The following is a 22437-nucleotide window of genomic DNA, read 5'->3' as shown; positions in this document are numbered from 1 at the left end:
AGTTTTTCTCTGAAGATGCCATCAATGCACTCACACAAGAGTTTAGCCCCTCACAAGCAACAAAGTTTTTTAACATCAAAGGCGTAGCAGAACCAGCTTCACTTTTGGCTAGTAAAAATAAAACACTCTTTTTAAGTAAGAGAATTTATGGTGGCGTTACAGTGGCCGCATCGTTTTAAGTGACTAAGAATAATGAATAATTTAACAATCAAAGATGAACTAACAGAATTTTTACTTTATACCACTCCAAATAGTGATGTAAAAGTAGAAACATATCTTCATGATGAAACTTTATGGTTATCTCAAAAAAGGATTGCTGAACTTTTTGGAGTAGATAGAAGTGTAGTAACAAAACATTTAAAAAATATATTTGAGAGTAAAGAATTAGATGAAAATTCAGTTAGTGCAAAAATTGCACATACTGCCGAAGATGGTAAAAAGTATAATACAAAATTTTATAATCTTGATGCAATCCTATCAGTTGGTTATCGTGTAAACTCTTTACAAGCTACACAGTTTAGGATATGGGCTACTAAAATATTAAAAGAGTTTATCATCAAAGGTTTTGCTATGGATGATGATAGAATGAAAAATGGTAAATATTTTGGAAAAGATTATTTTAAAGAACTCCTCGAGAGAGTTCGTTCTATTCGTACAAGTGAGAGAAGAATATACCAACAAATTACCGATATATTTGCAGAGTGTAGTATGGATTATGATAAAAACTCATCAATCACAAAAGAGTTTTATGCAACAGTTCAAAATAAATTTCACTATGCGATTAGTGGACAAACATCAGCAGAAATCATATATAAAAAAGCAGATAAATCTAAACCTTTTATGGGCTTACAAACTTGGAAAAATTCGCCAAATGGTAGAATTTTAAAATCAGATACAGTCATAGCAAAAAATTATCTTAGCATTGAAGAGATAAAAGATTTAGAGAGTGCAATAAGTGGATATTTTGATTATATTGAGAGAATTATAAAAAATCACACTCCTTTTACAATGGAGAGTTTATCAAATTCAGTCAATAAATTTCTTGAATTTAATGAGTATAAAATACTTGAGAACAAAGGAACAGTGTCAAGAGAACAAGCAAAACAAAAGGCGTTTGATGAATATGAAGAGTTTAATAAAACTCAAAAAATAGAGTCCGATTTTGATAAAGAGATGAAAAAAGTTTTAAAAAAAAACAATTAAGGAAAAAACATGGGAAAATTAACATTAGTTTCAACTGGAGCAGGTGGAGATAGATACTTAACACAAGAGGCTATAAATGCCATTCGTGAGGCAGATTTGGTTGTGGCTTATACAAAATATGCAAAAGATTTACCAGAGTTAGTGGCTGACAAAGAAGTTTTTACAACACCTATGACAAAAGAGATAGAGAGAGTACAACATGCCATAGATGAAGCAAAAAGAGGACGCACGGTAGCACTACTTTCAAATGGTGATGCAAATGTTTATGCTATGGGTTCATTGGTTGTTGAGTTGCTTGATACTTTGGAACTTTGGGATACCATAGAGTACTCGGCACTCCCTGGAATTAGCTCTGTTTTAGCACTAGCTTCTGAAGTGGGCGCACCACTGAGTCAAGATTTTTGTCTTATTTCACTCTCAGATAGACTTACAGCTGCCGAGCTTATCCAAAAACGCATAAGCTTTGCATTGGAGGCTGATTTTGTTATCTCTATTTATAATCCAAAGAGTAGAAGTAGACTTGAACCATATAGAGATATGCTTGAACAGCTGAAAACCATAGAGGAAAATCGTCCTGTTGTGGTAGCAAGAGATTTAGGGCGTAAAAATCAGATGATAAAAATCATTACAGCAAAAGAGCTAATAGATGCAGGAGTTGAAAATGAAGATGTCAATATGTCCACAACACTTCTTATAGGAAACTCTACCACAAAACTTACTCGTGATGGCAGGGTTCTAACACCACGAGGGTACTTAAATAAATACGAACTCAGTGGTGAAGAAAAAGATGAATGGAAAAAAGTAAACTAACTTCTCTTTGCAAAGTTGATAAAAAGGGTCATATATTTTTTGACTTTTTCAATCTTTGAGGGTGTGATTTTTGCATCTTCAAGGTACATATTTTCAAAAGTATAAAAATCTCCCTCTCCTAAACTTTTTGTATCCATTCCGATTTTAGGACGCATTAAAATTTGCGTAGTCTTGACTTTTCCACGAGGATTGATAGGCTTTATAATAAGTTCTTCATCCCCTAAACAGAGCGCTTTTTTTGCCTCTGCAGAAGCGGCACTAAAAGAGGTTACTCCTGCTATGACTTCACAATTATCATAAACTTTTTTCTGTTTTTCTTTGATGATGTTAAGGAGATAGTAGATGCTTGAATAAATTCCAGCATCTCCTAATGTCACAAAACAGATGCTATTATGTTGTTGTAAAGTCTCTAAAATAACATCAGCTTCATGCACCCAATCTTCATAGCGAAAATGCATAGGCGAATAGACAGGAACAACAGGTTTGCTTACTTCTAAAAGATTAAGAGCATTTGAGACGATTTTATAACTTATGGATTTTGTGAAGCTATTGTCTGCACTTTTTGTCGGAACACAGATAGCATCACACTTTTTAAAGGCATTGAGTGCTTTAAGTGTAAGAAGTTCTACATCTCCTGGACCTAGAGAAACCATATATAATTTTTTATTCACTGTTTTTCCTTAAAATGAAGAGAGAATTATGCCAAAACAAACTTATTTCTTTGCGTTTGCGATAATAAGATAGATAAAAAATGGTCCACCTATAATGGCAGTGATAATGCCGATGGGGAGTTCGCTCTGCGTTTGGAGTGTGCGTGAGAGCATATCACAGGCAACAAGAAAAAGTCCTCCAAAGAGGGTAGTTTTTAAAATTCGCTGCGTAATATTTACCGGGTAGAGCTTTTGGATGATGTGTGGGATGATAAGCCCAATAAAGCCGATGGGACCGCTAATGCTTACAAGTACGCCGATGGCTAAAGAGGAGACGGCGAGCAGTAGCAGCGTTACTCTTTTTGTATTGACTCCTTTGAGTTTTGCCTGTTCATCAGAGACGCTCATAAGTTGGAGCTCAAATTTGTAGCGGTAGACAAAAAGTAGTAGTAAAAGTGCTGCAACGGCGATGAGGATGGGGTACTTCCACCCAATGACAGAGAGTGAACCCATAGTAAAGCGAATGAGCATATCGTTTTGAATGGCAGAACCAAGATAGAATATGACCATTAAAACAGAGGTGTAAAAGAGTGAGAGTGCGATGCCAAGCAGCAGCAGTGCTTCTTGTCCAGATGCTCGTAAAAACTGTGAGAGATAGATGAGTAAAAAGACAGTAAGCAGCGCACCTGCAAAGCCAAAAAGGCTCACAGCACCGATGCCAAAGATGAGTGTGGCAAGTCCGAGTTTTATGGCAATGCCCGCACCCAAAACAGCACCGCTTGAGATGCCGAGTGTGTAGGGAGTCATAAGCGCATTGCGAAAGAGTGTCTGAAAGAGCAGACCGCTGAGTGCTAAAATGCCCCCTGCAAAAAATGCAAAGAGTACACGCGGCAGCCGCAGGTCGTAAAAAATAGTTGCGTTTAGGGTATTGCCTTGCAAAATTTCACGCAAAGAGAGATCGACCGCACCGACAAAAGGAGCTATAAAAAAGAGAACTATAAGTGTAAGCCAGAGCAGATTTCTAATCATAATGCACCGCCAGATTGCTAAATGCAACGCCGTAGAGTTTCTCAAGCATTGTGTCAGAGAAAAACTCTTTTTCGTAAAGTTGTGCTGAATGTTCTTTAATGAAAAGCACTTGTGAGTCTATAAACGCAGCGAGATGTAGATCGTGTGTGATGAGAATGATGGTGTGCTCTTCTTTAAGTGCTTTGATGTGCTCGGCTATGATTTTTGAGTTTTTTGGGTCAAGATTTGCCGTGGGCTCATCAAAGATGATGATTTTACTCTGTTGCGTGAGTGCTTGGGCGATGAGTGTGAGCTGTTGCTCTCCTGAGCTGAGTTCGGCAATGGTGTGTTTTGCCAAGTGTGCAATGCTTAAAAATTCAAGCATCTCTTTTACGATGGTGTAGTCTTTTTTTTCATAGGAAAAGAAGCTCTCTTTGTAGGGAAATCTTCCTAAAAGTACAAACTCCTCTACCGTAATGAGCTTGTCATAGAGTTCGAGTTTTGTGGGAATGTAGGAGAGAAGTTTGGCTCTTGCGTTTGGCGTGAGTGTTTTGATGTTTTGTGCGTCTATTTCTATGTCACCCTCAAACTCTATAAGCCCTGAGAGCGCTTTTGCAAAGCTGCTCTTCCCTGAACCGTTCGCGCCTAAGATGCTCAGATGATTTTGCACTTCAAGCGTGACATTTTTTAAAATGTTTTTGTTCTCAAATGAGATGCTGAGGTCTGAACACTTAATCATTCATCTCCCTACAGAGTCGTTTGATGGTGAGTGCGACTCTTTGTGAGGGAATATAGAGATAATCCTCATCTACGATGCTAATTTTATGGTTTTTTGCAGCGCGCGTGGGAATGGCGTACCACGCTTGAAGCGCTTTTTTTACATTGACATTTGGCTCAGTGGCATGAGAGTGTAGGATGATGATTTGCTGGGGATTGAGGGCTATAACATTTTCATAACTCAACACCGGTTGGTTCGTTGCGTTTGCTGTGTAGGCATTCGTATTGCCGCAGGCTTTGATGATGTCTTCAAAAAATATATCATGTCCTGCGATGTATATGCCGCCTCGAAGATCCTCGCGTAATCCGTACACAATCATAACACTGTGTGGTTTTTTACTCTTGTGAGCCGTTGTTACTGCGTTTGTTATCTTGTTTGTTAGGATTTTTGCTTCTTGTGTTGCGTTTAACTCTTTACCTAAAATCAATATGGATTTTTTAATGGAGTTTAAGCGTTTGAGATTGAGCGTGAGTATTTTTACACCAAAAGAGTGCAGCTGTTCTAAGGTGTGTCGGTTAAAACTCTGTCCTACGACAAGGGTCGGAGCGAAGGAGATGATTTTTTCTATATTTGGGTTTTCATATCCACCAATGATGGGCAGCTTTTTTGCTGCGTTTGGGTAGAGCGAGTAGCTGCTTGTAGCTACAAGTTCTGAGCCTTTGTGCAGTCCGTATATAATCTCTGTAATGGAAGGACTCAGAGAGACAATTCTCTCATTAGCCCAAAGATTGAGTATGAAAAGTGAAGTAAGGAGAATGTGTTTCATACTCTATGCCTTTTGTTAGTATTTTAGTCTAAAACCTGCCATTGCAGTTGTTGTGAAGTTTACAGGATAGATTGCATCATCTTTAATCCATAAACCGTTCTTTTGGTTAAACAGATTGTTTATTTTAGCAAAAACTTCCCATTTTTTTGTTGTGTATGTCGCTGCGATGTCAGTTGAGTTATATGCATCTTGTTTCTGAGAAAAACTGTTTCCAAAATCATCTGCTGCATAGGCTTCTGAGCGCCAAACCTGTGTGAGCGAGAGTGTTGTTCTCTTGTTTGGAAGGTAGTTTAGCATCGCTTTTACATTATGATCACTTACTCCAGGGAGTTTGGTGTTATGGTAAATTGTTCCATTCTCAGTTTTTTCTTTGTCAATGACAGCTTGAACATAGTTGTAGTTGAGTGTTACATTGAATTGTTGATTAACGATATATTTATCATATAAATCTAAACCATATTTATGTGATTTATCTAGGTTTCTGTTATGTCCATAAGGATTGAGTGTTTTATCCAAATAAATCTCATCTTTTAAAGCAATATAATATGCAGAAACTTTAAATTTATTATTTTTTTGAATATTGTTATATCCTAGTGTGTAGTTATTTGCAGTCATTGGATCTATAAAGTTGTTAAAGTGTCCATAATAAAAGAATCTATCAATATCAGGTGCTTGATAAGAATGTGAATAGTTAATAAACATTGATTGTGTAGGATTGAGTGTATAGTTATATCCAAGTTCTACACCATTGAGTTTATGGTCACCTTTTAAACTTTCTACACCTGTTGCACTGTATTTATATGTAACAGTTTCGTAACGGTAACCTGCTTTAAAACTGTTTTTTCCTAAGCTGTAGCGAGCCATTAAATAAGCGGCTAAATTATTTTTACTAGTTTGATTTCCATATCCATCACGTTCTCCATTGAAAGCATCCAAACCTGCTGTAATAAAGAGCTTGTTATTTTCATAATCAAGATGTGTTTTCGCTGAGTCATAAATGTAGTTTGCAGGAGAATAAGGGACATATTGTGATTTTTTCTTTTCATGATTCCCATCTATGTCTAAGCTTAATTTATCGTTGATGTAGTAAGTGATACCAGCACTTACACTATTTGTATCATATTTTTGATGTGATTCGTATCCTAATGTAGTTGCCTCTGTAGGATCTTTCTTATACTCATCTTCAGTAAGTGATCCTGCATAAAAGACATCAGTTTTGGCAAACGCAGCTCCTAAACGCAGCTCAAGCGCATCAATAGGTCTGTAGCTCAAATTAAATGTTCCTGTTGCAAGTTTTGAACTATCTTTATCATTGTTCATTTTTACTTTTCGGATACCTCCATTTTTTTGAGCTTCACCGCTTGCTGAAATATTTAATGTATCACTTGTTTGACCAATATAAAAAGAACCATCTACAGTGTTATATGCACCGCCATAAAGGGTAATTTCCTTATCATTACTATCTTTTGTGGTAATGTTGATTACTCCGGCATTTGCACCATCACCATTTGCTACAATTCCTGAAGATTTAATAATTTCAATGCGTTTAATAGATGCAGGTGAGATACTGCCTAGGAGTTGAGGAATCATATCAATATTGTTCAATCGTCTCCCATTAAGAGTGATAACAATGTTTTCATATCCATCAGTGATACCATATCCACGCATATCTATCTTTTGTGTAAATGGATTTCCATATCCTGGTGCAGTGATTACAGAAGTTTCTTTATTCAAAAACTCATAAAGATTCTGCACATGTGCTTTTTCTATATCTTTTGCAGTATAAATCTCCACTGCATCGGTAGATTTAAGTTCGTCTGTTTTGATGGCTGTTGATGTTACCTCTAATGGTGCGAGTGTAATCTCTTGTGCGTTAAGTTGGCTCAAAAGAGCAGCCGAGAGTAGAGAAAGTTTTAGTGTTGTGTTCATTTTTTTCCTTAAATGTAAGTATAATTTTTTTAAATTGTTGTTGCTGCGTTTAGGAAGAGGGTGGAGAGTTAATTTTTATTTTAAGTGGTTTTCCATCGAGGGTGCATACAGCACTGCTGAGTGCTACTATTTTTTGCATAGATATATAGGCTTGAATTGCTGCTAATGTAAAGTAGTTTTTACCAAAACCTTTAGGTGTGTGCAAGTTTTTCTCTTTTTAGATGGAATATTTTCGCAATTATAGCAACTCCTTTACATAAGTTACTTAATGTTATGGTAAACTATGTATGTACATAAATTTTTTAGGAACTCTTAAATGTATCAGCAAAAATCCACTTTAAAAGAACTCATATCTAATGCAAAAAATTTGACTATTTTATTTGTTGAAGATGATGCAACAACGAGAAAAGAACTTATTAACTTTTTAGGTACATTTTTTCCAAAAATCATTAGTGCAAAGGATGGTAAAGAGGCGTGGGAAAAGTTTAATAATAATGACATTGACTTGGTTGTTACCGACATCACGCTTCCACATCTAAATGGCATAGAACTTATATCTTTGATACGCTCAGTAAACGCTACAATTCCCCTGTTAATTCTCTCTGCACATACAGAGTCAAAGTACTTTTTAGAGAGTATAAAGTATGGAGTTGATGGGTATTTGTTAAAGCCATTTGATCTTGAACAATTTCTTTCAGTTGTCTCTAAAGTAGTCTATAGACTTGATATGGAACAAAAGTATGCACAGTACAATAAGAATCTTGAACAGATGGTTGAAGAAAAAACTTATGAGCTTGAGACAAAATACCTTTATGACCAAAGAACATCTCTTCCAAACGCAACAATGCTTAAAAAAGATTTGATACGCAAAGAAGAGGGATATATGATTCTTTTAGATATTTCTCATTTTTCTGTCTTAAATAAAGAGTATGGTAAAGATTTCGCAAATGAGGTCATAAAAAATACAGCAAAAAAACTCTCCTCAAATATTATTAGCAACTCAAAACTCTATAAGGTAGAATCAGACAGGTTCGCTTATCTTGTAGATGTCACTACCAAAGAAGAGGTGGCATTTTATTGTAATCAAATTGTTGCTTTTTTCGATAATGAAAACATTGTAGTAGATGATGTGGAGATTCATATCTCTTTTTGTATAGGGGCAGATAAAATTCGAAATGAGGTTGCCCAAACACTGGTAAATTGTGAATATGCCCTTGATAAAGCAAAAGAGTTTGGCAGTAGACATTTTGAGATTTATAATGAAAAAGATTTGGATTTTGTAGATAAAAGAGAGGCTGTTAAATGGCTGCGTTTAACAAGAGAACTAATTGACAATGATGGTATTGAACCATATTATCAGCCTATAAAAGATACACAAACGAATGAGATTGTGAAGTATGAAGTGCTCGCACGCGGTGTTTATAATACTGAGGTGACTGACCCCATCCATTTTTTGCGTTCTGCTGAAAAACTAGGGCTTTTAACTACTATCACTCGGACTATCATTAAAAAAAGTTTTGCCTATATGCGTGATAATAATGTAGAATTTTCCATAAACTTAACCCAAAAAGATCTTATAGATGAGAGCTTTTTGATTTACTTACAAAACCATACAAAAGAGTATGCAATTGACCCATCTCGTGTGACATTTGAAATTTTAGAAAACATTACTGTTGTGAAAAATGCAGATGCAATAAAAGAACAATTGAGCCTTTTAAGAGAGATGGGATTTAAGATGGCAGTAGATGACTTTGGAGTAGAAAACTCTAACTTAAGCCGATTTTTAGATATGCACTTTGATTTTATTAAAATTGATGGAGTCTTTATAAAAGATTTGGTCACAAATGATAAAAACATAAAACTCACAAAAGCAATAGTTAGTCTGGCAAAAAGTTTGGGTATGAAGACAATTGCAGAGTATGTAAAAGATGAAGAGACATATAATAAAATTAAAGAGCTTGGTGTGGATTTGGCACAGGGATTTTATGTTGGAAAACCAAGTGCAAAGTTAGTGCAGGAATGAAACTCTCTCAGCTCAAACAGATAGTAGAGTATCTGCAAAAATTTACAAAAATTTCTGCCGCGCACAGAGTAAATGATACAACAGTAAAAATAGTATTTGATAAAAGTGATGCAATTTACTTTAATATGCAGCGTTCAAACTCTTCCATATTTAAGTGTCAAGAGTACCCTCGTTCAAAAGTTTACAATGCTCCATTTGATGTCATTCTTGCAAAGCGTTTTAATCGTTCAAATATTTTAAATATTGAACTTCTAAATGGTGATAAAATCATACGCATAAAAACCTCTTTAGCATCTGCTTATAAAGAAGAGATAACATACATTCAGCTCGAGTTTACGGGAAAATATACTAATGTAATTATTTTAGATGCACAAAATATTGTGCTTGAAGCGTTGCGTCATATTGATCTGTTTTCCTCTTACAGAGAGGTTCATGTCGGGCATACACTTTTAGATGTGAAGCCTGCTCCATTTGTAGCAAAAGAGTACCCTATTGAAGATGTGGAAGCATTTTTATTTGGAGTTTATGAAAAAGAGCAAAATACAAAATTAGAGAGTCTTAAAAAACAAAAAATTGCCTATTTGCAAAAGAAGCTTAAAAAACTTGAAAAACTCTATGTAAAATTAGACTCTCAAGAAGATTTAGAACAAGAGGCTCAGAAATATCAGCATTATGGCAACCTTGTTCTTGCAAACGCAGCGAAGATTAAACCCTATGAAACAAGGCTGACACTTCAAGATTACGATGCAACAGAGATAAATATAGCACTTGATAAAGGCTACGCTACCCCATTTATAATAAGTGAAATGTTTTTTAGTCGAAGTAAAAAAGCAAAACAGCGAGCTAAACATCTCTACATTGAGGAGGAGTCACTTTCATCGAAGATTGAACACATTAAGCTTTTTATGCACACTGTAAACGCAGCTAAAGATGTGGCAAAAATTGAGCTACTTTTTCCTAAACGGGTGCAAAACAAGAAAATAAAACTCAATGACTCAATAGAGGTTTTTTGGGTAGAGGGGTACAAAGTACAGCTTGGAAAAAATGAGAGAGGCAATGTTGAACTACTAAAGAGTGCAAGGGCAAAAGATATTTGGCTTCATATGAAAGATAGACCCTCAGCGCATGTTATCATCACAACTGATAAGCAAAATTTACCACAAAACATTATTATGGCAGCAGCAAGACTCTGTGTGGATTTTACGACGACTGCAGAAGATAAATTTTTGGTCGATTATACTCCAAGGCGTGAAGTTACCATTCAAAGTGGTGCGAATGTACTCTATAATAAATATAAGACTATAGAAGTGGACACACGGAGTTAAAGTTCGTTTATATTGTTTGTGTATTATTTGATTGAAAATCTAAATACGAGGAATATTAATGAATAAAATTATATTAAAAACAGTTACTACAGTTGTTCTAGTCGGAACGCTTAGTACTGCAGCAGTTGCAGATGAGCCACAGTTTGGTCTTGGTGTTGGCGTTGCAGGACAAAATAGTGCGACATTAAGAGGCACTATTTCTTTAGAAGATAATATGCGTGTAGAACCCTATTTTGGATTTTCTTATCAAGATAAAAATCCAAGTAATGGAAACTCAGAAACTACTTTAGATGTTGGTTCTGCATTGCATATGATGCAGCCTATTAATAGTGTGTTAACTGCATATTATGGTGGATTTGCAGGCATACATAATTATGATTATGGAACTGGTAACAATTCTGGAACAATTTTTAATTTTGGTCCAGTTGCTGGTGTGGAGTATGCCCTTGACAAGCAGTTTACACTTGGTGCTGAGATGAGATTTAATCTTGGTTTTGGTGATGAAACTGCAATCGGAACAGAGTCATCGGTCTTGTTGCGTTACTATTTTTAGAAAGAAATTCTTTCTTATGTAAGAGGAGTGTATTATGGCTATAAGTCCCTTGGGTAACATTGTTTTGGTAAACCAAATGACACCTGCCGCTACGGCTCCTCAAAATGCACATACAAACCGCGTCGAGTTACAAAACTTTATGGCGCAGGCGGCTGTGCAAGAAAAAGATGAAAAAGTCTTAGAGATTCGTGAGGCTGAAGAATCTCACGCTCTTGATCCTGACCGAGAACACAACCGAGAAGAGTCTGATGAAGAGATGCAAAATATGTCTCAAAAGAAAAAACCCCACAAAAAAGAGGATGACTCCTCAATCGCTCCCCCCTTACATAAATTAGATATTAAAGTCTGATTGGATATACTACTAGCATTATTTATTATTAAAATTTAGAGGATTTCTTATGGGTATATTTGCAAGTAGCAAAGAGAGAATAGTAACTGGAGTAGCACTTTTAGCAGCTGTTTTTGTAATTGGCTGGATAGATAACTTTTATGTGATGTGGTTCGTTTTTGGCGTAATTTACCTACTTGCATTTAAAGAGGCTATAAAGTTATTTGGTGTTGAAAAAGACAATCTCCTTCCATACGCTGCGTTTCTTTGGCTTCTTACTGGAATTTATCCTTATGGTGACGATCTATTTGTTCTTGCAGGTGTTGGCTATGCAAGTCTTGTCGCTTATAACAAAGAGGTAAAATGGCGTGATTTCTTTCCTTTTATCTACCCTACTGCGGGACTTCTTTTTATTTTTGCGATGTATGAAGAGTATGGTGTTCTCTCTCTTCTATGGCTTTTAGCAGTTGTAGCACTTACAGATATTGGAGCGTATGTAGTTGGTAAAAGCATAGGAAAAACTCCCTTTTGTGAGACAAGTCCAAACAAAACATTAGAGGGTGTTTTTGGCGGTGTGGCAGTTGCAACATTTGCGGGTGCATTCTTTGGTCTCTATGTTGTTGATTTTTGGACAGCACTTATTATCTCTTTTGCGGTTTCTGTAACTTCTATTTTTGGAGACTTGTTTGAGTCATCGCTTAAACGCAGCGCAGGTGTGAAAGATAGCGGTACTCTGCTACCAGGTCACGGTGGTGTACTTGACAGAATTGATGGCTACCTTTTTGGTGGAATTGTCATGCTTGTACTGCTTCGTGGGTTAGTTTAAGTGGTACTTCTAGGTTCAACTGGATCTATTGGTGTTAATGCACTTTTAGTTGCCAAAAGATTTGGCATTGCAGTAGAGGTACTTGTTTGTGGTAAAAATATTGACTTGCTCAATAAGCAGATACAAGAGCATCATCCTAAAGTTGTTGTTGTTGCAAACGCAGCGGATATTGCAAGAGTAAATCATAGCTGCGTTTATGCAGGCGAAGATGCAATTCTTCGCGTTATAGAAGAGTCACAAAGTAAATTAGTAGTGAATGCTTTAGTTGGTTTTTTAGGGCTTCGACCAACGCTTAAAGCGATAGAGTGTGACAAAAAAGTAGCTCTGGCAAACAAGGAGTCACTTGTTGCCTGTGGTGCTTTCATTGACACATCAAAAATCCAGCCTATAGACTCAGAGCATTTTGGTCTGTGGTATCTTTTGCAAGAGCGACCTGTTAGTAGAATGGTGATTACTGCAAGTGGTGGAGCATTTCGTGACTGGCCACTTGAGAAGCTTGCAAACGCAACGCTTGAAGATACACAAAAACATCCAAACTGGTCAATGGGACAAAAAATAACCATTGATTCTGCAACAATGGTAAACAAAATGTTCGAGCTGCTTGAAGCGCGTTGGCTCTTTGGAGAGGGGCGTTATGATGCAGTGATTGAAACGCAGTCACTTATTCATGCGATGATAGACTTCAAAGATGGCTCAACAACAGCACACTTTGCAAAGGCAAGTATGCAGCTTCCTATTGCCTATGCACTTGATGCAAAGATGGATGAGCAGATTTTAGAGCATATTGACTTGTTAAAAGTTGGCTCTTTAGAGTTTCGTGAGATAGATGCGGAGCGTTATCCTATTTGGCAGATTAAAGAGAGTATGTTAAAAAACCCTCTCTCTGGTGTAGTTATAAACGCAGCGAATGAAGCGGCCATTGAGATGTTTATAGGCAAACAAATAGGCTTTTTAGATATTTCAAAAAGAGTTATAAGTGCTTACGATAAATTTGTTACAATGCCACAAAATGTGGATGAAGTCTTTTTACTTGATAAAGAGGTTCGTAGTTTTGTGAGGAGTTTACGATGATACTAAGTATTGAGAGTTCATGTGATGATAGTGCTATTTCCATAACAGAAATAGCGACAAATAGACTTCTTTTTCATAAAAAAATATCGCAAGAGTTGGAGCATAGTATTTATGGTGGGGTTGTTCCTGAACTTGCTGCTCGTCTTCATGCCGAAGCACTTCCTAAAATACTTGAGGAGTGTGAGCCTTATTTTGAAAAACTTAAAGCTGTGGCTGTTACCTCAAGCCCTGGACTGGCTGTGACGCTTATTGAAGGTGTCACTTTGGCAAAGGCTGTAAGTGTTGGTTTAGATATTCCCATTATTGGAGTCAATCATCTTATTGGGCATATCTATTCACTTTTTATTGAGAAAGAGACAATTTTTCCACTAACAGTGTTGCTTGTTTCTGGTGGACATACGCAGGTGATGGAGGTAAAGAGCCTCACCGAAATAGAGACTGTAGCAAAATCTATGGATGACAGTTTTGGTGAGAGTTTTGATAAAGTTGCAAAGATGATGGGCTTAGGCTATCCCGGTGGACCAGCCATTCAAAATTTGGCAAAAGAGGGTGCGAGAAAAAGGTACGATTTTACCGTGCCGTTACTGAGAACACCGAAATTTGCATTTAGTTACTCAGGACTCAAAAATGCAGTACGACTTGCTGTAGCAGAAGCAAGTGAAGAGGATTATAAAGATATTGCCGCTTCATTTGAGCATATTGCCACAAAACATCTCATACATAAACTCAAAAAATATTTTCTTAATTACCCTCCAAAAACTTTTGCAATAGTAGGCGGAGCAAGTGCAAACCTCTACCTGCGTTCACAAATAGAGGAGCTATTAAAACCTTATGGCGCGAAGCTACTATTGAGTGATTTACACTACTGTTCAGACAATGCCGCAATGATAGGCAGAGTGGCAGTAGATATGTATAAAGCAAAAATGTTCTCTTCTTTAGAAGAGTTAAATGTTGTAGCAAAAAGTAACCTTTAACTTAATTTTTTCTTATACTAAATGCTTTGTTTGCTAAATAAGATGATAATTATCCGAATTAAAATATACTTCTCTTACAAAAAGGTTAAGAAGCTCTTTTCTCAAAAAATGCCAAGGCATTTTGGGCTTCCTGCCGAAGGAAACTTAGCGTTAGCGTAGAGAGATGGACGCGTTCATCTCTCGTACTAACAGATAAAAAGGTTTCCTTCATTTTATAAAATAAAATTAAGGACATTAGTATGGCAACAACTAAATTCAAGGGTACAGATGTAGAGTTATTAGGAAATGAAGTAAATGTAGGAGATAAAGCTCCAGAGGTAACAGTAGTAAACTCAGATGGTTTAGGTGATGTTAAAGTTGGTGGCGCTCAAGGCGAAAAACAACTTATAATTGTTGTTCCTTCACTAGATACTGGTGTATGTGCAACTGAAACTCGTAACTTCAATGCAAAAGCTTCTGAGTTAGAGGGTGTTAAGACTACTGTTGTTTCTATGGACCTTCCATTTGCTGCAGGTAGATTTTGTTCAGCTGAGGGAATCGACAAATTAACTGTTGCTTCTGACTTCAGAAACAAAGATTTCGCTAATGCTTACGGTGTACTTTTAGGTGGATCTGTTCTTGCAGGTGTTACTTGTAGAGCAATCTTCGTAGTTGATGCAAACGGTATTGTAACTTACAAAGAAATCGTTCCAGAAATTACTGAAGAACCACAATACGACGCTGCAATCGAAGCTGCAAAAAAATAGTTTCTTAGCCACATCCTGTGGCAAGAATCTTTTTCTTTCTCTTAAATCTCTCAAAAACTCCCAAATTTATTTAACATTTATTTTATGCTATAATCTCTTAAAAAAAAGGGTGTAAGTATGAAAAAAATAGTATCTTCAGTAGTCCTAGGTACATCTCTCTTATCAACAGTTGCAAGTGCTGATTTAACACGAGTTGAAGCAGGTGTTGGTGCATGGGCACAAACACCTAGTGGATATGCTACTAGAACAGACAGTGATGGTGCGTTAAATCTTAATGGTACATATACAAGTGCTGAAAAAGAGAAGACGGGAGCTTATGCTTGGATATTTGTAAAACATCCTCTTCCTATTATTCCAAATATTCGCCTTGAGTATGTCTCTTTTTCTGATAAAGGGACAACGAAAGGTAAAGTAAATGGTGCAGCTTTACCAGTTGGAGGCGCGCCTACAACAGTTGATATAACACAATATGATGTTATCCCATATTATAATATTTTAGATAATACATTTTGGATGACAATTGATTTGGGTCTTGATATAAAGGTAATTCAATCAGATGCTACAGTGGCTGCAGTAACTATAGCTGGTAGTAAAGTTTATGACGGTGATTCATCATCAGATACGACAGTTGTACCCCTTGTATATTTAAGAGATAGAGTGCAAATTCCGACAACAAACATTGGTATAGAAGCTGATGCAAAGGCGATTACAGATGGTACAAATACTATGTATGATATAAGAGCTAAAGTTGATTATACGCTTGATTTTGTACCAGTTGTTCAACCTGCAATAGAAGTTGGTTATAGAATGCAGAAACTAAAGGTTGACGATGGTGATAAATCTCAAATCGACTTACAATATTCAGGTCTCTATATGGGGATAATGGCTAGATTTTAGCCAAACCCTTCTCGAGGATGACTATCTCCTCCTCGAGGGCTATGCCAAACTTTTCTTTTACTCTTCTTTGTGCTTCGCGTATTAGATAAAGTGCATCTTTAAATTTCCCCTCTCCCATATTTACCAAAAAGTTTGCATGTTGTTGACTAAAACACATATCGCCTTTTCGCACGCCTTTGAGTCCAACAGCTTCTATAAGTCTGCCTGCATACTCATTTGGAGGATTTTTAAAACAGCTACCTGCACTTGGGGTGGAGGGTTGGTTTGCACGCATCTCTTTAAACATCGTTACCTTTTTGCTATCAAAACCATATTCTATTTTAAACGCAGCTTCTAAAATTGGTTCGTTAATATTGGTAAAACGGTAGCCAAATGCTATTTCATCTTTTGCTTTTTTGCCTGAGAGGAGTGTGACATTAAGTAAGTTGTTAAAAATTTCAAACTCTTTAAGTCCTGCATTCATATAGATAAGTCCACCAAGCTTTCCAGGAAGATGGGAGAGAAATTCAAAATTTGTAATGTTGTTTTTTTTACAAAAAGAGGCTACTTTTCCAGAGGGTGTTGCTGCACCTATTTTAAGTATATTGTCTTCTATATTGATATAGTCATATTTTTTTGGCAGCATCATAAGCGGAGGGGGATTGTCGCCAATAAGAATATTATTGCAAGCTCCTATAAGATAATAATCTTCACAGTCATTAACTGTTTCATCCAAAAGAGCGACATCAAATGTGCCGCCCATTTTAAAAGAGGAGTATTTAGAAAAATTGATTGATTTGTAGTGCATTACTCAACAAAAGTAGGAATCATGTTAAAAACACTTAAAGAGAAATCTGTCATCTCATTAAGCATCCATGGCATTGTAAGGACAATAACTATAACTACACCAAGAATTTTAGGAATAAAAGAGAGTGTCATTTCATTGATTTGCGTAGTTGCCTGAAAGATACTCACAGCAAGACCAACAAGCATTCCTGTCAAAAGACCAGGCAGCGCAAGATAGAGTGCTATTTGAAAAGTCTGTACTCCTAGAGCTACAAGTTTGGCTTCCATTTATGCGTTCCGTAGCTCTTTGTACTCAGTAGGAATGAGATACTCTTCAATTTTAACAGGTGCATCATAAAAACCATGCTCGTACCCTAACTCAAAAAGCTTGTCTATTGCTTTGTACTGGAGTGGGCTTAAAGTGATTGACTCATCATTTGCATAGAGTTCAAGATATTTATCAAGTGTAGGCGCATCAATACGCACCAAATTTCTCTCTATTAGCATTTTTGAGAGTCTATCTTTATGATCTCGTGCAACTTGAACCGCTTTTGTTAGTGTTGCTTCATACTCTATTGCTTTATTAAGTGGCAGTGAACGGCGAATTGCCATACCACCAAGAGGAAGTGGCAGATCATCACCAGCAAGTTCTTGCCAAATATCCCACATTTCACGCTCTACTTCGAGCTCATCTGCATAAGTCAAAATACTCTCATGAATTAGCACTCCTGCATGAACAGTTCCATCAATAACAGCCTGTTCAATCTCTAAAAAGTTCATATATGTAATGCGTGCATCAGGATAAGCCATGCGAAAGAGCATTGCGTTTGTAGTATGTTCGCCACTAAGTGCTACTTTAAAATTGCGTTTGAGTTTTTCTCCCTTGCGTTTAATAAGCTTAGGACCATAGCCCTCACCGAAACTAACAGCAGTACGAAGTGGTGCATACTCCTCTTTAATGTGAGGATAGAGTGCAAAACTAATTGCGACTATATCATAGACACCATTGAGTGCATCTTCATTAAGTGTTTGAATATCTTTTGCAATATTGTCAAATTTGACATCTTTCATTGTAACCCAGCCAAATTTAATGGCATAGTACATAAAAATATCGTCTGCGTCGGGGGAGTGAGCTATTAGTGTTGTTTTCATGCAGTTATTTTATCGAAATATAGATAAAAAGAACTTTTTTGATGCTATTAATTATTTTAGGAGTATAATAACTTTATATGATTATTATAAGGAGTTCGTTATGAGTAAAGATGTATTGGTTAAAGTGTATGATTCGTATGATAGCGCTGCAAAAAGTGTTGACACTCTGATTGATGGTGGTGTATTGAAAAAATATATTTCAGTCATTGGCAAAGGTGAGCAAAAAACGCAGGATGGTTTTGAATTTAATAAAAATAGAGAAAACGCTATTTTCTGGGGTGAGCAAGGTGCCTTTTGGGGTGGACTTTGGGGCTTATTAATGGGTGGAATACTTTTTTGGACACCTGGCGTTGGACCTATTTTAGCAACAGGACAGATACTCACAGCGATTGCTGGTATGACTGGTGGTGCTGTAATGTTTGGAGCAGCAGGAGCGATGACAGCTTGGCTTGTGGATTTGGGTATTGAAAAGTCCTTAGCTGTAAAATATGGAGAGATGATTAAAGATGACCATATTTTAGTCATTGTTCATGGAAGTGAAGATGCTGTGAAAATTGCAAAAAAAGCTTTAGGTGAAGCATAAAATATTTTATGGATGTTCTTAGTCTTATTTGGATAAAATTTCTTTGATTTTTTATAGAGAAAAAGATTTGAATGAAAATATGGCAAAATGACATAATTTTTACATAGTTCAGTTTTTTTACATACAATTAGTCCAAATTTCATAATATAAGAGAGTCCAACATGGATGCAAACAAACAAAAATCATTAGATCTCGCAATGAAGCAGATAGATAAAGCTTTTGGAAAAGGTGCTTTAATGCGTCTTGGCGATAAAGATATTGTGCCTATTCAGTCTATTTCAACAGGTTCTTTAGGCTTAGATTTAGCACTTGGGATTAATGGCGTGCCACAAGGAAGAGTTGTAGAAATATATGGACCTGAAAGTTCAGGAAAAACGACTTTAGCGCTTCAAATTACAGCAGAGTGTCAAAAAGATGGAGGTGTTTGTGCTTTTATAGATGCCGAACACGCTCTTGATGTTATTTATGCTAAAAATCTAGGTGTAGATATTGACAATCTTTTAGTATCACAACCTGACTATGGGGAACAGGCTTTAGATATTGTTGAAACAATAGCAAGAAGTGGTGCGATTGATCTTATAGTTATTGACTCTGTAGCTGCACTTACTCCAAAGGTAGAACTTGAGGGTGAAATGAATGACCAACAAGTTGGTGTTCAGGCTCGTTTGATGAGTAAAGCCCTTCGTAAACTTACAGGTGTTTTGAGCAAAATGAACTGTACTGTCATCTTCATCAACCAAATTCGTATGAAAATTGGAATGATGGGATATGGTTCTCCTGAAACCACAACAGGTGGTAACGCTTTAAAATTTTATGCATCAGTGCGTATAGATGTGCGTCGTATTGCATCTTTGAAGCAGGGTGAGAGTCAAATCGGTAACAGAGTAAAAGCAAAAGTTATAAAAAATAAGGTAGCACCTCCGTTTCGTCAGGCAGAATTTGATATAATGTTTGGAGAAGGAATCTCTAAAGAGGGTGAGCTTGTTGATTATGGTGTCAAGTTAGACATTGTTGATAAAAGTGGTGCTTGGTTCTCGTATGGAGAGGTTAAGCTTGGTCAAGGTCGTGAGAATGTAAAGGCAAAATTCAGAGATGAGCCTGAACTTGCAGCTGAGATTGAAGAAAAAATTAGAGTAGCTATGGGAATGAGTTCACTTATGACCATGGACACTTCAGAAATATCAGAGGCTGATGTATAGTCTTTGATGCTAAAACTAAACTAATCAAAGAGGAAATAATATATGTTTATAGATGATGTAAGTGCAATAGAAGTAATGGATTCTCGTGGTAATCCAACCGTAAAAGCAACAGTAAGACTTAGTGATGGAACTACTGCAAGTGCAATTGTTCCTTCAGGTGCAAGCACTGGTAAGCGTGAAGCCTTAGAACTTCGTGATGGCGATGAGCGTTATATGGGCAAGGGTGTACAATTAGCAGTACAAAATGTTAATAGTCAAATCTCTGATGTGCTTATTGGTATGAGTCCTTTTAATCAAGCAGTTGTTGATGCTACAATGAAAGAGCTTGATGGAACTGAAAACTATGCTAATCTAGGTGCAAACGCAGTTCTTGGTGTATCTATGGCTGTTGCACGGGTTGCGGCTAAAAGTTTAAATATTCCACTTTATCGTTATTTAGGTGGAGCAAACGCAATGGTTATGCCTACTCCTATGCTTAACATTATCAATGGTGGAAGTCACGCTGATAATAGTGTTGATTTTCAAGAGTATATGATTATGCCTATTGGTTTTGAAGATTTTACGGAGTCTTTAAGAGCCTCTTCTGAAGTGTATCAGCATTTAAAAGCTATTTTAAAAGCAAAAGGTCACTCAACTTCTTTAGGTGATGAGGGTGGATTTGCTCCAAATTTAAGTTCAAATGAAGAGCCAATTCAAGTGATTATGGAAGCTATTGAAGCAGCAGGTTATGTTCCTGGTAAAGATGTTGCCATAGCTCTTGATGTAGCTTCTAGTGAACTTGTTGTTGAAGGTGGTTATAGACTTGAGAGCGAAAATCGTACCGTAACGAGTGAAGAGCTTGTAGAGTATTATGCAGAACTTGTTGAAAAATATCCTATCGTTTCTCTTGAAGATGGTTTGAGTGAAGATGATTGGGACGGCTGGAAAGTTTTAACTGATAGATTAGCATGTCAAATCCAACTTGTTGGTGATGATCTGTTTGTGACAAATGTAAATATCTTAAATGAGGGTATTAACAAAGGTGTTGCAAACTCTATTCTTATTAAGCCAAATCAAATTGGTTCAGTAAGTGAGACTATGCTTACTGTGCGTTTAGCACAAAGAAGTGGCTACACATGTGTTATGAGTCACCGTTCAGGTGAAAGTGAAGATGCGTTCATCGCAGATTTTGCTGTAGCATTGAACTGTGGTCAAATTAAAACAGGTTCAACTGCTCGTAGTGAAAGAATCGCAAAATACAATCGTCTTTTAGAGATAGAAAATGAGACTGTATATAGTGAATATTTAGGGTCTACACTTTTTAACTAAGGCTAGAGATGCAAAAAGATGAGCTGTTTGAAGAAATTGATACCTCTGAGAGTTTTACTCAGAAGTATCTCGGCTTGTCTTTAGCGAAGTTTTTTACACTTTTTTTTCTGATTGTCTCTCTTGGTGTTTACTTAGGAATTTTGCTTTATGGTACGAACTCGGTGGAAGTGCTTTTAGGTTTGCAAGATTACCAAAGTTATCTGCAGGATGAAATAGTAGTGCTAAAAAGTGAAAATGCAAAACTACAACGCGAGTATTTTGAACTTAAAGAAATTTCCGCACAATAAGGCTTTTTTATGATTAAACTTTGTATGCTTCTTTTTTCACTTACTCTTTTTGCTCGTGAAAATCCTTTTTTTCCAATAAATTCTGCATTAGATATTCCTCTTACAACTGAACAGGTGCAAAAACCTCCAATGTTAAAACGAGCTACACTTACTTTACCATCTTCAGCAAGAGAGATAGAGAGTGTTGTAGTAAGATATAAAAATATGGATGGTTCTATTTCAGAGAAGAGTGTTACATTGCAAAATAGTGTTGATTGGCATTTACCAATTTTTATTTCACAAAATTATAATTTAGACACAACTGCTCAAAAAGAGGTAAAATATATAAAGTTTGCAGCTCTGCCTTTTATATCTTTTTATACAAAAGATAAAGAGATGCAAATAGATACTAAAGATAGACTCTTGCGTTCCTTTTTGCTTGTAAAACCACATCGTATAGTTTGTGATTTTAAAAGAGATATTAACCTAAGAAGCTTTGTTAAAAAGGCGAAGCAGGCAAATGTGTTTAAACAAATAAATATAGGAACACATAGTGGATACTATAGGGTTGTAATAGAACTAGATGGTCTTTACAAATATAGTATCAAAAAAACAGATAAAGGGTATCTTGTTATTTTAAAATAAGAGCATTTATTTAAGTGCTATACCCTCTGAGTAAAGCTCTTTTTTAAGAAGTTTACCATTTTTATTCCACATTTTATAGATGCCGTCTTTTTTACCATTTTTGTAGTAGCTAGCAGTTTTTAAATTCCCATTTTCATACCATGTTTTTGCTTCTCCGTCTTGGATGTCATTTTTATAGTAGGCAGATGATTTTTTTCTTCCATTCTTGTACCAAGTAAGGACTTCTCCATCCTGTTTACCATCTCGAAAATAAGCTACAATAGCTTTTTTCCCATTTGAATATTTTGCAATGTATTCACCATCCTGTTTCCCCTTTCTGAAATATGCAACAGTTTTGATACTTTTATCTGCTCTCCATGCTGAGAGACGTCCATCAATCTCTCCCTGATAATAAGGAACAATTTTTTTTGTTTTTCCATTTTTAAAAAAATAATAAGCATTTCCGGTAAAAGGTGCACTAGAATTTTGCTCATAAACAAGGCTCTCTTTTTTCACCAGCATAGAGGCATCAATATTTTTGGCATTTAATGTCATAAATATTGAACTTAGCATAAGTGAAATAAAAACTATTTTTTTCATATTTCTCTCCTTTGAGTATATTACTAAGCATAGCAATTTTATCACTATAAGTA

Annotated in this window: 27 protein-coding genes; 17 read left to right on the top strand and 10 right to left on the bottom strand. The window is 36.2% G+C overall.

Going from position 1 to position 22437, the window contains the following annotated elements; all coding sequences use genetic code 11:
- From MVY38_RS11050 to MVY38_RS07860, 3 genes are all read left to right on the top strand, one after another.
- Nucleotides 1-179: cobalamin biosynthesis protein (locus tag MVY38_RS11050; protein ID WP_366939780.1), on the top strand; the 179-nt coding region annotated here is incomplete at its 5' end.
- Nucleotides 180-192: 13 nt separating this feature from the next.
- Complete coding sequence (locus tag MVY38_RS07865) at nt 193-1203, top strand: virulence RhuM family protein (protein ID WP_297485001.1); 1011 nt, start codon at nt 193-195, stop codon at nt 1201-1203.
- 9 nt (nt 1204-1212) lie between these two features.
- The gene (locus MVY38_RS07860) at nt 1213-2013 is read left to right on the top strand and encodes a precorrin-3B C(17)-methyltransferase (protein ID WP_297484999.1); all 801 of its coding nucleotides are present in this window, start codon (nt 1213-1215) and stop codon (nt 2011-2013) included.
- Here MVY38_RS07860 and MVY38_RS07855 read toward each other — a convergent pair.
- From MVY38_RS07855 to MVY38_RS07830, 6 genes are read right to left on the bottom strand one after another with little or no spacing between them, the layout of a single operon-like run.
- On the bottom strand, nt 2010-2684 hold the full coding sequence (locus MVY38_RS07855) for a precorrin-2 C(20)-methyltransferase (RefSeq protein WP_297484997.1): 675 nt from the start codon (nt 2682-2684) through the stop codon (nt 2010-2012). The two genes, MVY38_RS07860 and MVY38_RS07855, sit on opposite strands and share 4 nt — an antisense overlap.
- Nucleotides 2685-2726: 42 nt before the next feature.
- The gene (locus MVY38_RS07850; RefSeq protein WP_297484995.1) at nt 2727-3692 is read right to left on the bottom strand and encodes an iron ABC transporter permease; all 966 of its coding nucleotides are present in this window, start codon (nt 3690-3692) and stop codon (nt 2727-2729) included.
- Nucleotides 3685-4410 (bottom strand): ABC transporter ATP-binding protein, encoded by a 726-nt coding sequence (locus MVY38_RS07845; protein WP_297484993.1) that lies wholly within the window; start codon nt 4408-4410, stop codon nt 3685-3687. Before MVY38_RS07845 ends, MVY38_RS07850 begins: the two co-directional genes overlap by 8 nt.
- A complete protein-coding gene (locus MVY38_RS07840) occupies nt 4403-5215 on the bottom strand; it encodes a hemin ABC transporter substrate-binding protein (RefSeq protein WP_297484991.1) in 813 nt (270 codons plus the stop codon). The genes MVY38_RS07845 and MVY38_RS07840 overlap by 8 nt, the downstream gene beginning before the upstream one ends.
- A 15-nt stretch (nt 5216-5230) precedes the next feature.
- On the bottom strand, nt 5231-7144 hold the full coding sequence (locus MVY38_RS07835) for a TonB-dependent receptor (RefSeq protein WP_297484989.1): 1914 nt from the start codon (nt 7142-7144) through the stop codon (nt 5231-5233).
- A gap of 49 nt (nt 7145-7193) precedes the next feature.
- Complete coding sequence (locus MVY38_RS07830) at nt 7194-7349, bottom strand: hypothetical protein (RefSeq protein WP_297484987.1); 156 nt, start codon at nt 7347-7349, stop codon at nt 7194-7196.
- 111 nt (nt 7350-7460) lie between these two features.
- Here MVY38_RS07830 and MVY38_RS07825 point away from each other — a divergent pair, with 111 nt between their 5' ends.
- From MVY38_RS07825 to MVY38_RS07785, 9 genes are all read left to right on the top strand, one after another.
- Entirely contained in the window at nt 7461-9167 is a 1707-nt protein-coding gene (locus MVY38_RS07825; RefSeq protein ID WP_297484986.1) for an EAL domain-containing protein, read from the top strand.
- Entirely contained in the window at nt 9164-10492 is a 1329-nt protein-coding gene (locus MVY38_RS07820) for an NFACT family protein (RefSeq protein WP_297484984.1), read from the top strand. Before MVY38_RS07825 ends, MVY38_RS07820 begins: the two co-directional genes overlap by 4 nt.
- A gap of 58 nt (nt 10493-10550) precedes the next feature.
- Complete coding sequence (locus MVY38_RS07815) at nt 10551-11045, top strand: hypothetical protein (protein ID WP_297484982.1); 495 nt, start codon at nt 10551-10553, stop codon at nt 11043-11045.
- A 34-nt stretch (nt 11046-11079) separates the two neighbouring features.
- Nucleotides 11080-11394, top strand: coding sequence for a hypothetical protein (locus tag MVY38_RS07810; RefSeq protein WP_297484980.1), 315 nt, complete (start codon nt 11080-11082; stop codon nt 11392-11394).
- A gap of 49 nt (nt 11395-11443) precedes the next feature.
- Complete coding sequence (locus tag MVY38_RS07805) at nt 11444-12199, top strand: phosphatidate cytidylyltransferase (RefSeq protein WP_297484978.1); 756 nt, start codon at nt 11444-11446, stop codon at nt 12197-12199.
- On the top strand, nt 12200-13270 hold the full coding sequence (gene dxr / locus MVY38_RS07800; protein ID WP_297484976.1) for a 1-deoxy-D-xylulose-5-phosphate reductoisomerase: 1071 nt from the start codon (nt 12200-12202) through the stop codon (nt 13268-13270).
- Entirely contained in the window at nt 13267-14244 is a 978-nt protein-coding gene (gene tsaD, locus MVY38_RS07795) for a tRNA (adenosine(37)-N6)-threonylcarbamoyltransferase complex transferase subunit TsaD (protein WP_297484974.1), read from the top strand. The genes dxr and tsaD overlap by 4 nt, the downstream gene beginning before the upstream one ends.
- A 239-nt stretch (nt 14245-14483) precedes the next feature.
- Entirely contained in the window at nt 14484-14990 is a 507-nt protein-coding gene (gene tpx / locus MVY38_RS07790) for a thiol peroxidase (protein ID WP_297434612.1), read from the top strand.
- A 117-nt stretch (nt 14991-15107) separates the two neighbouring features.
- Nucleotides 15108-15887, top strand: coding sequence for a TIGR04219 family outer membrane beta-barrel protein (locus tag MVY38_RS07785; protein ID WP_297484972.1), 780 nt, complete (start codon nt 15108-15110; stop codon nt 15885-15887).
- On the opposite strand, the gene MVY38_RS07780 is transcribed toward MVY38_RS07785, so the two are convergent.
- The 3 genes from MVY38_RS07780 to MVY38_RS07770 are packed head-to-tail and all read right to left on the bottom strand — an operon-like array spanning nt 15877 to nt 17804.
- A complete protein-coding gene (locus MVY38_RS07780; RefSeq protein WP_297484970.1) occupies nt 15877-16674 on the bottom strand; it encodes a UDP-N-acetylmuramate dehydrogenase in 798 nt (265 codons plus the stop codon). The genes MVY38_RS07785 and MVY38_RS07780 overlap by 11 nt on opposite strands.
- Nucleotides 16674-16940: a flagellar biosynthesis protein FliQ gene (fliQ, locus tag MVY38_RS07775; protein ID WP_297434618.1), complete on the bottom strand. Its 267-nt coding sequence runs from the start codon at nt 16938-16940 to the stop codon at nt 16674-16676. The genes MVY38_RS07780 and fliQ overlap by 1 nt, the downstream gene beginning before the upstream one ends.
- Nucleotides 16941-17804, bottom strand: coding sequence for an MqnA/MqnD/SBP family protein (locus MVY38_RS07770; RefSeq protein ID WP_297484968.1), 864 nt, complete (start codon nt 17802-17804; stop codon nt 16941-16943). It abuts the gene before it with no gap.
- 100 nt (nt 17805-17904) lie between these two features.
- Between MVY38_RS07770 and MVY38_RS07765 the strand changes: the two genes are divergently transcribed.
- From MVY38_RS07765 to MVY38_RS07745, 5 genes are all read left to right on the top strand, one after another.
- Nucleotides 17905-18387, top strand: a complete 483-nt coding sequence (locus tag MVY38_RS07765) for a general stress protein (protein ID WP_297484966.1) — start codon at nt 17905-17907, stop codon at nt 18385-18387.
- A gap of 161 nt (nt 18388-18548) precedes the next feature.
- Nucleotides 18549-19586 (top strand): recombinase RecA, encoded by a 1038-nt coding sequence (gene recA / locus MVY38_RS07760; RefSeq protein WP_297484964.1) that lies wholly within the window; start codon nt 18549-18551, stop codon nt 19584-19586.
- A gap of 42 nt (nt 19587-19628) precedes the next feature.
- Entirely contained in the window at nt 19629-20894 is a 1266-nt protein-coding gene (gene eno / locus MVY38_RS07755) for a phosphopyruvate hydratase (protein ID WP_297484962.1), read from the top strand.
- Between the two features lie 8 nt (nt 20895-20902).
- Nucleotides 20903-21181 (top strand): hypothetical protein, encoded by a 279-nt coding sequence (locus MVY38_RS07750; RefSeq protein WP_297484960.1) that lies wholly within the window; start codon nt 20903-20905, stop codon nt 21179-21181.
- A 9-nt stretch (nt 21182-21190) separates the two neighbouring features.
- On the top strand, nt 21191-21805 hold the full coding sequence (locus MVY38_RS07745; protein WP_297484958.1) for an AMIN domain-containing protein: 615 nt from the start codon (nt 21191-21193) through the stop codon (nt 21803-21805).
- A gap of 6 nt (nt 21806-21811) precedes the next feature.
- Here MVY38_RS07745 and MVY38_RS07740 read toward each other — a convergent pair whose 3' ends face one another.
- The gene (locus MVY38_RS07740; RefSeq protein WP_297484956.1) at nt 21812-22384 is read right to left on the bottom strand and encodes a toxin-antitoxin system YwqK family antitoxin; all 573 of its coding nucleotides are present in this window, start codon (nt 22382-22384) and stop codon (nt 21812-21814) included.
- Between the last annotated feature and the right edge of the window lie 53 nt (nt 22385-22437).

Origin of the sequence: Sulfurimonas sp., assembly GCF_027056685.1 — a bacterium.
Classification (GTDB): domain Bacteria; phylum Campylobacterota; class Campylobacteria; order Campylobacterales; family Sulfurimonadaceae; genus Sulfurimonas.
This window is presented reverse-complemented; position numbering and strand designations above follow the sequence as displayed.

Coding starts and splice junctions, on each gene's coding strand:
- MVY38_RS07865 (WP_297485001.1), top strand. CDS start 193: ATGAATAATTTAACAATCAAAGATGAACTAACAGAATTTTTACTTTAT.
- MVY38_RS07860 (WP_297484999.1), top strand. CDS start 1,213: ATGGGAAAATTAACATTAGTTTCAACTGGAGCAGGTGGAGATAGATAC.
- MVY38_RS07850 (WP_297484995.1), bottom strand. CDS start 3,692: ATGATTAGAAATCTGCTCTGGCTTACACTTATAGTTCTCTTTTTTATA.
- MVY38_RS07845 (WP_297484993.1), bottom strand. CDS start 4,410: ATGATTAAGTGTTCAGACCTCAGCATCTCATTTGAGAACAAAAACATT.
- MVY38_RS07840 (WP_297484991.1), bottom strand. CDS start 5,215: ATGAAACACATTCTCCTTACTTCACTTTTCATACTCAATCTTTGGGCT.
- MVY38_RS07835 (WP_297484989.1), bottom strand. CDS start 7,144: ATGAACACAACACTAAAACTTTCTCTACTCTCGGCTGCTCTTTTGAGC.
- MVY38_RS07825 (WP_297484986.1), top strand. CDS start 7,461: ATGTATCAGCAAAAATCCACTTTAAAAGAACTCATATCTAATGCAAAA.
- MVY38_RS07820 (WP_297484984.1), top strand. CDS start 9,164: ATGAAACTCTCTCAGCTCAAACAGATAGTAGAGTATCTGCAAAAATTT.
- MVY38_RS07815 (WP_297484982.1), top strand. CDS start 10,551: ATGAATAAAATTATATTAAAAACAGTTACTACAGTTGTTCTAGTCGGA.
- MVY38_RS07810 (WP_297484980.1), top strand. CDS start 11,080: ATGGCTATAAGTCCCTTGGGTAACATTGTTTTGGTAAACCAAATGACA.
- MVY38_RS07805 (WP_297484978.1), top strand. CDS start 11,444: ATGGGTATATTTGCAAGTAGCAAAGAGAGAATAGTAACTGGAGTAGCA.
- tsaD (WP_297484974.1), top strand. CDS start 13,267: ATGATACTAAGTATTGAGAGTTCATGTGATGATAGTGCTATTTCCATA.
- tpx (WP_297434612.1), top strand. CDS start 14,484: ATGGCAACAACTAAATTCAAGGGTACAGATGTAGAGTTATTAGGAAAT.
- MVY38_RS07785 (WP_297484972.1), top strand. CDS start 15,108: ATGAAAAAAATAGTATCTTCAGTAGTCCTAGGTACATCTCTCTTATCA.
- MVY38_RS07780 (WP_297484970.1), bottom strand. CDS start 16,674: ATGCACTACAAATCAATCAATTTTTCTAAATACTCCTCTTTTAAAATG.
- fliQ (WP_297434618.1), bottom strand. CDS start 16,940: ATGGAAGCCAAACTTGTAGCTCTAGGAGTACAGACTTTTCAAATAGCA.
- MVY38_RS07770 (WP_297484968.1), bottom strand. CDS start 17,804: ATGAAAACAACACTAATAGCTCACTCCCCCGACGCAGACGATATTTTT.
- MVY38_RS07765 (WP_297484966.1), top strand. CDS start 17,905: ATGAGTAAAGATGTATTGGTTAAAGTGTATGATTCGTATGATAGCGCT.
- recA (WP_297484964.1), top strand. CDS start 18,549: ATGGATGCAAACAAACAAAAATCATTAGATCTCGCAATGAAGCAGATA.
- eno (WP_297484962.1), top strand. CDS start 19,629: ATGTTTATAGATGATGTAAGTGCAATAGAAGTAATGGATTCTCGTGGT.
- MVY38_RS07750 (WP_297484960.1), top strand. CDS start 20,903: ATGCAAAAAGATGAGCTGTTTGAAGAAATTGATACCTCTGAGAGTTTT.
- MVY38_RS07745 (WP_297484958.1), top strand. CDS start 21,191: ATGATTAAACTTTGTATGCTTCTTTTTTCACTTACTCTTTTTGCTCGT.
- MVY38_RS07740 (WP_297484956.1), bottom strand. CDS start 22,384: ATGAAAAAAATAGTTTTTATTTCACTTATGCTAAGTTCAATATTTATG.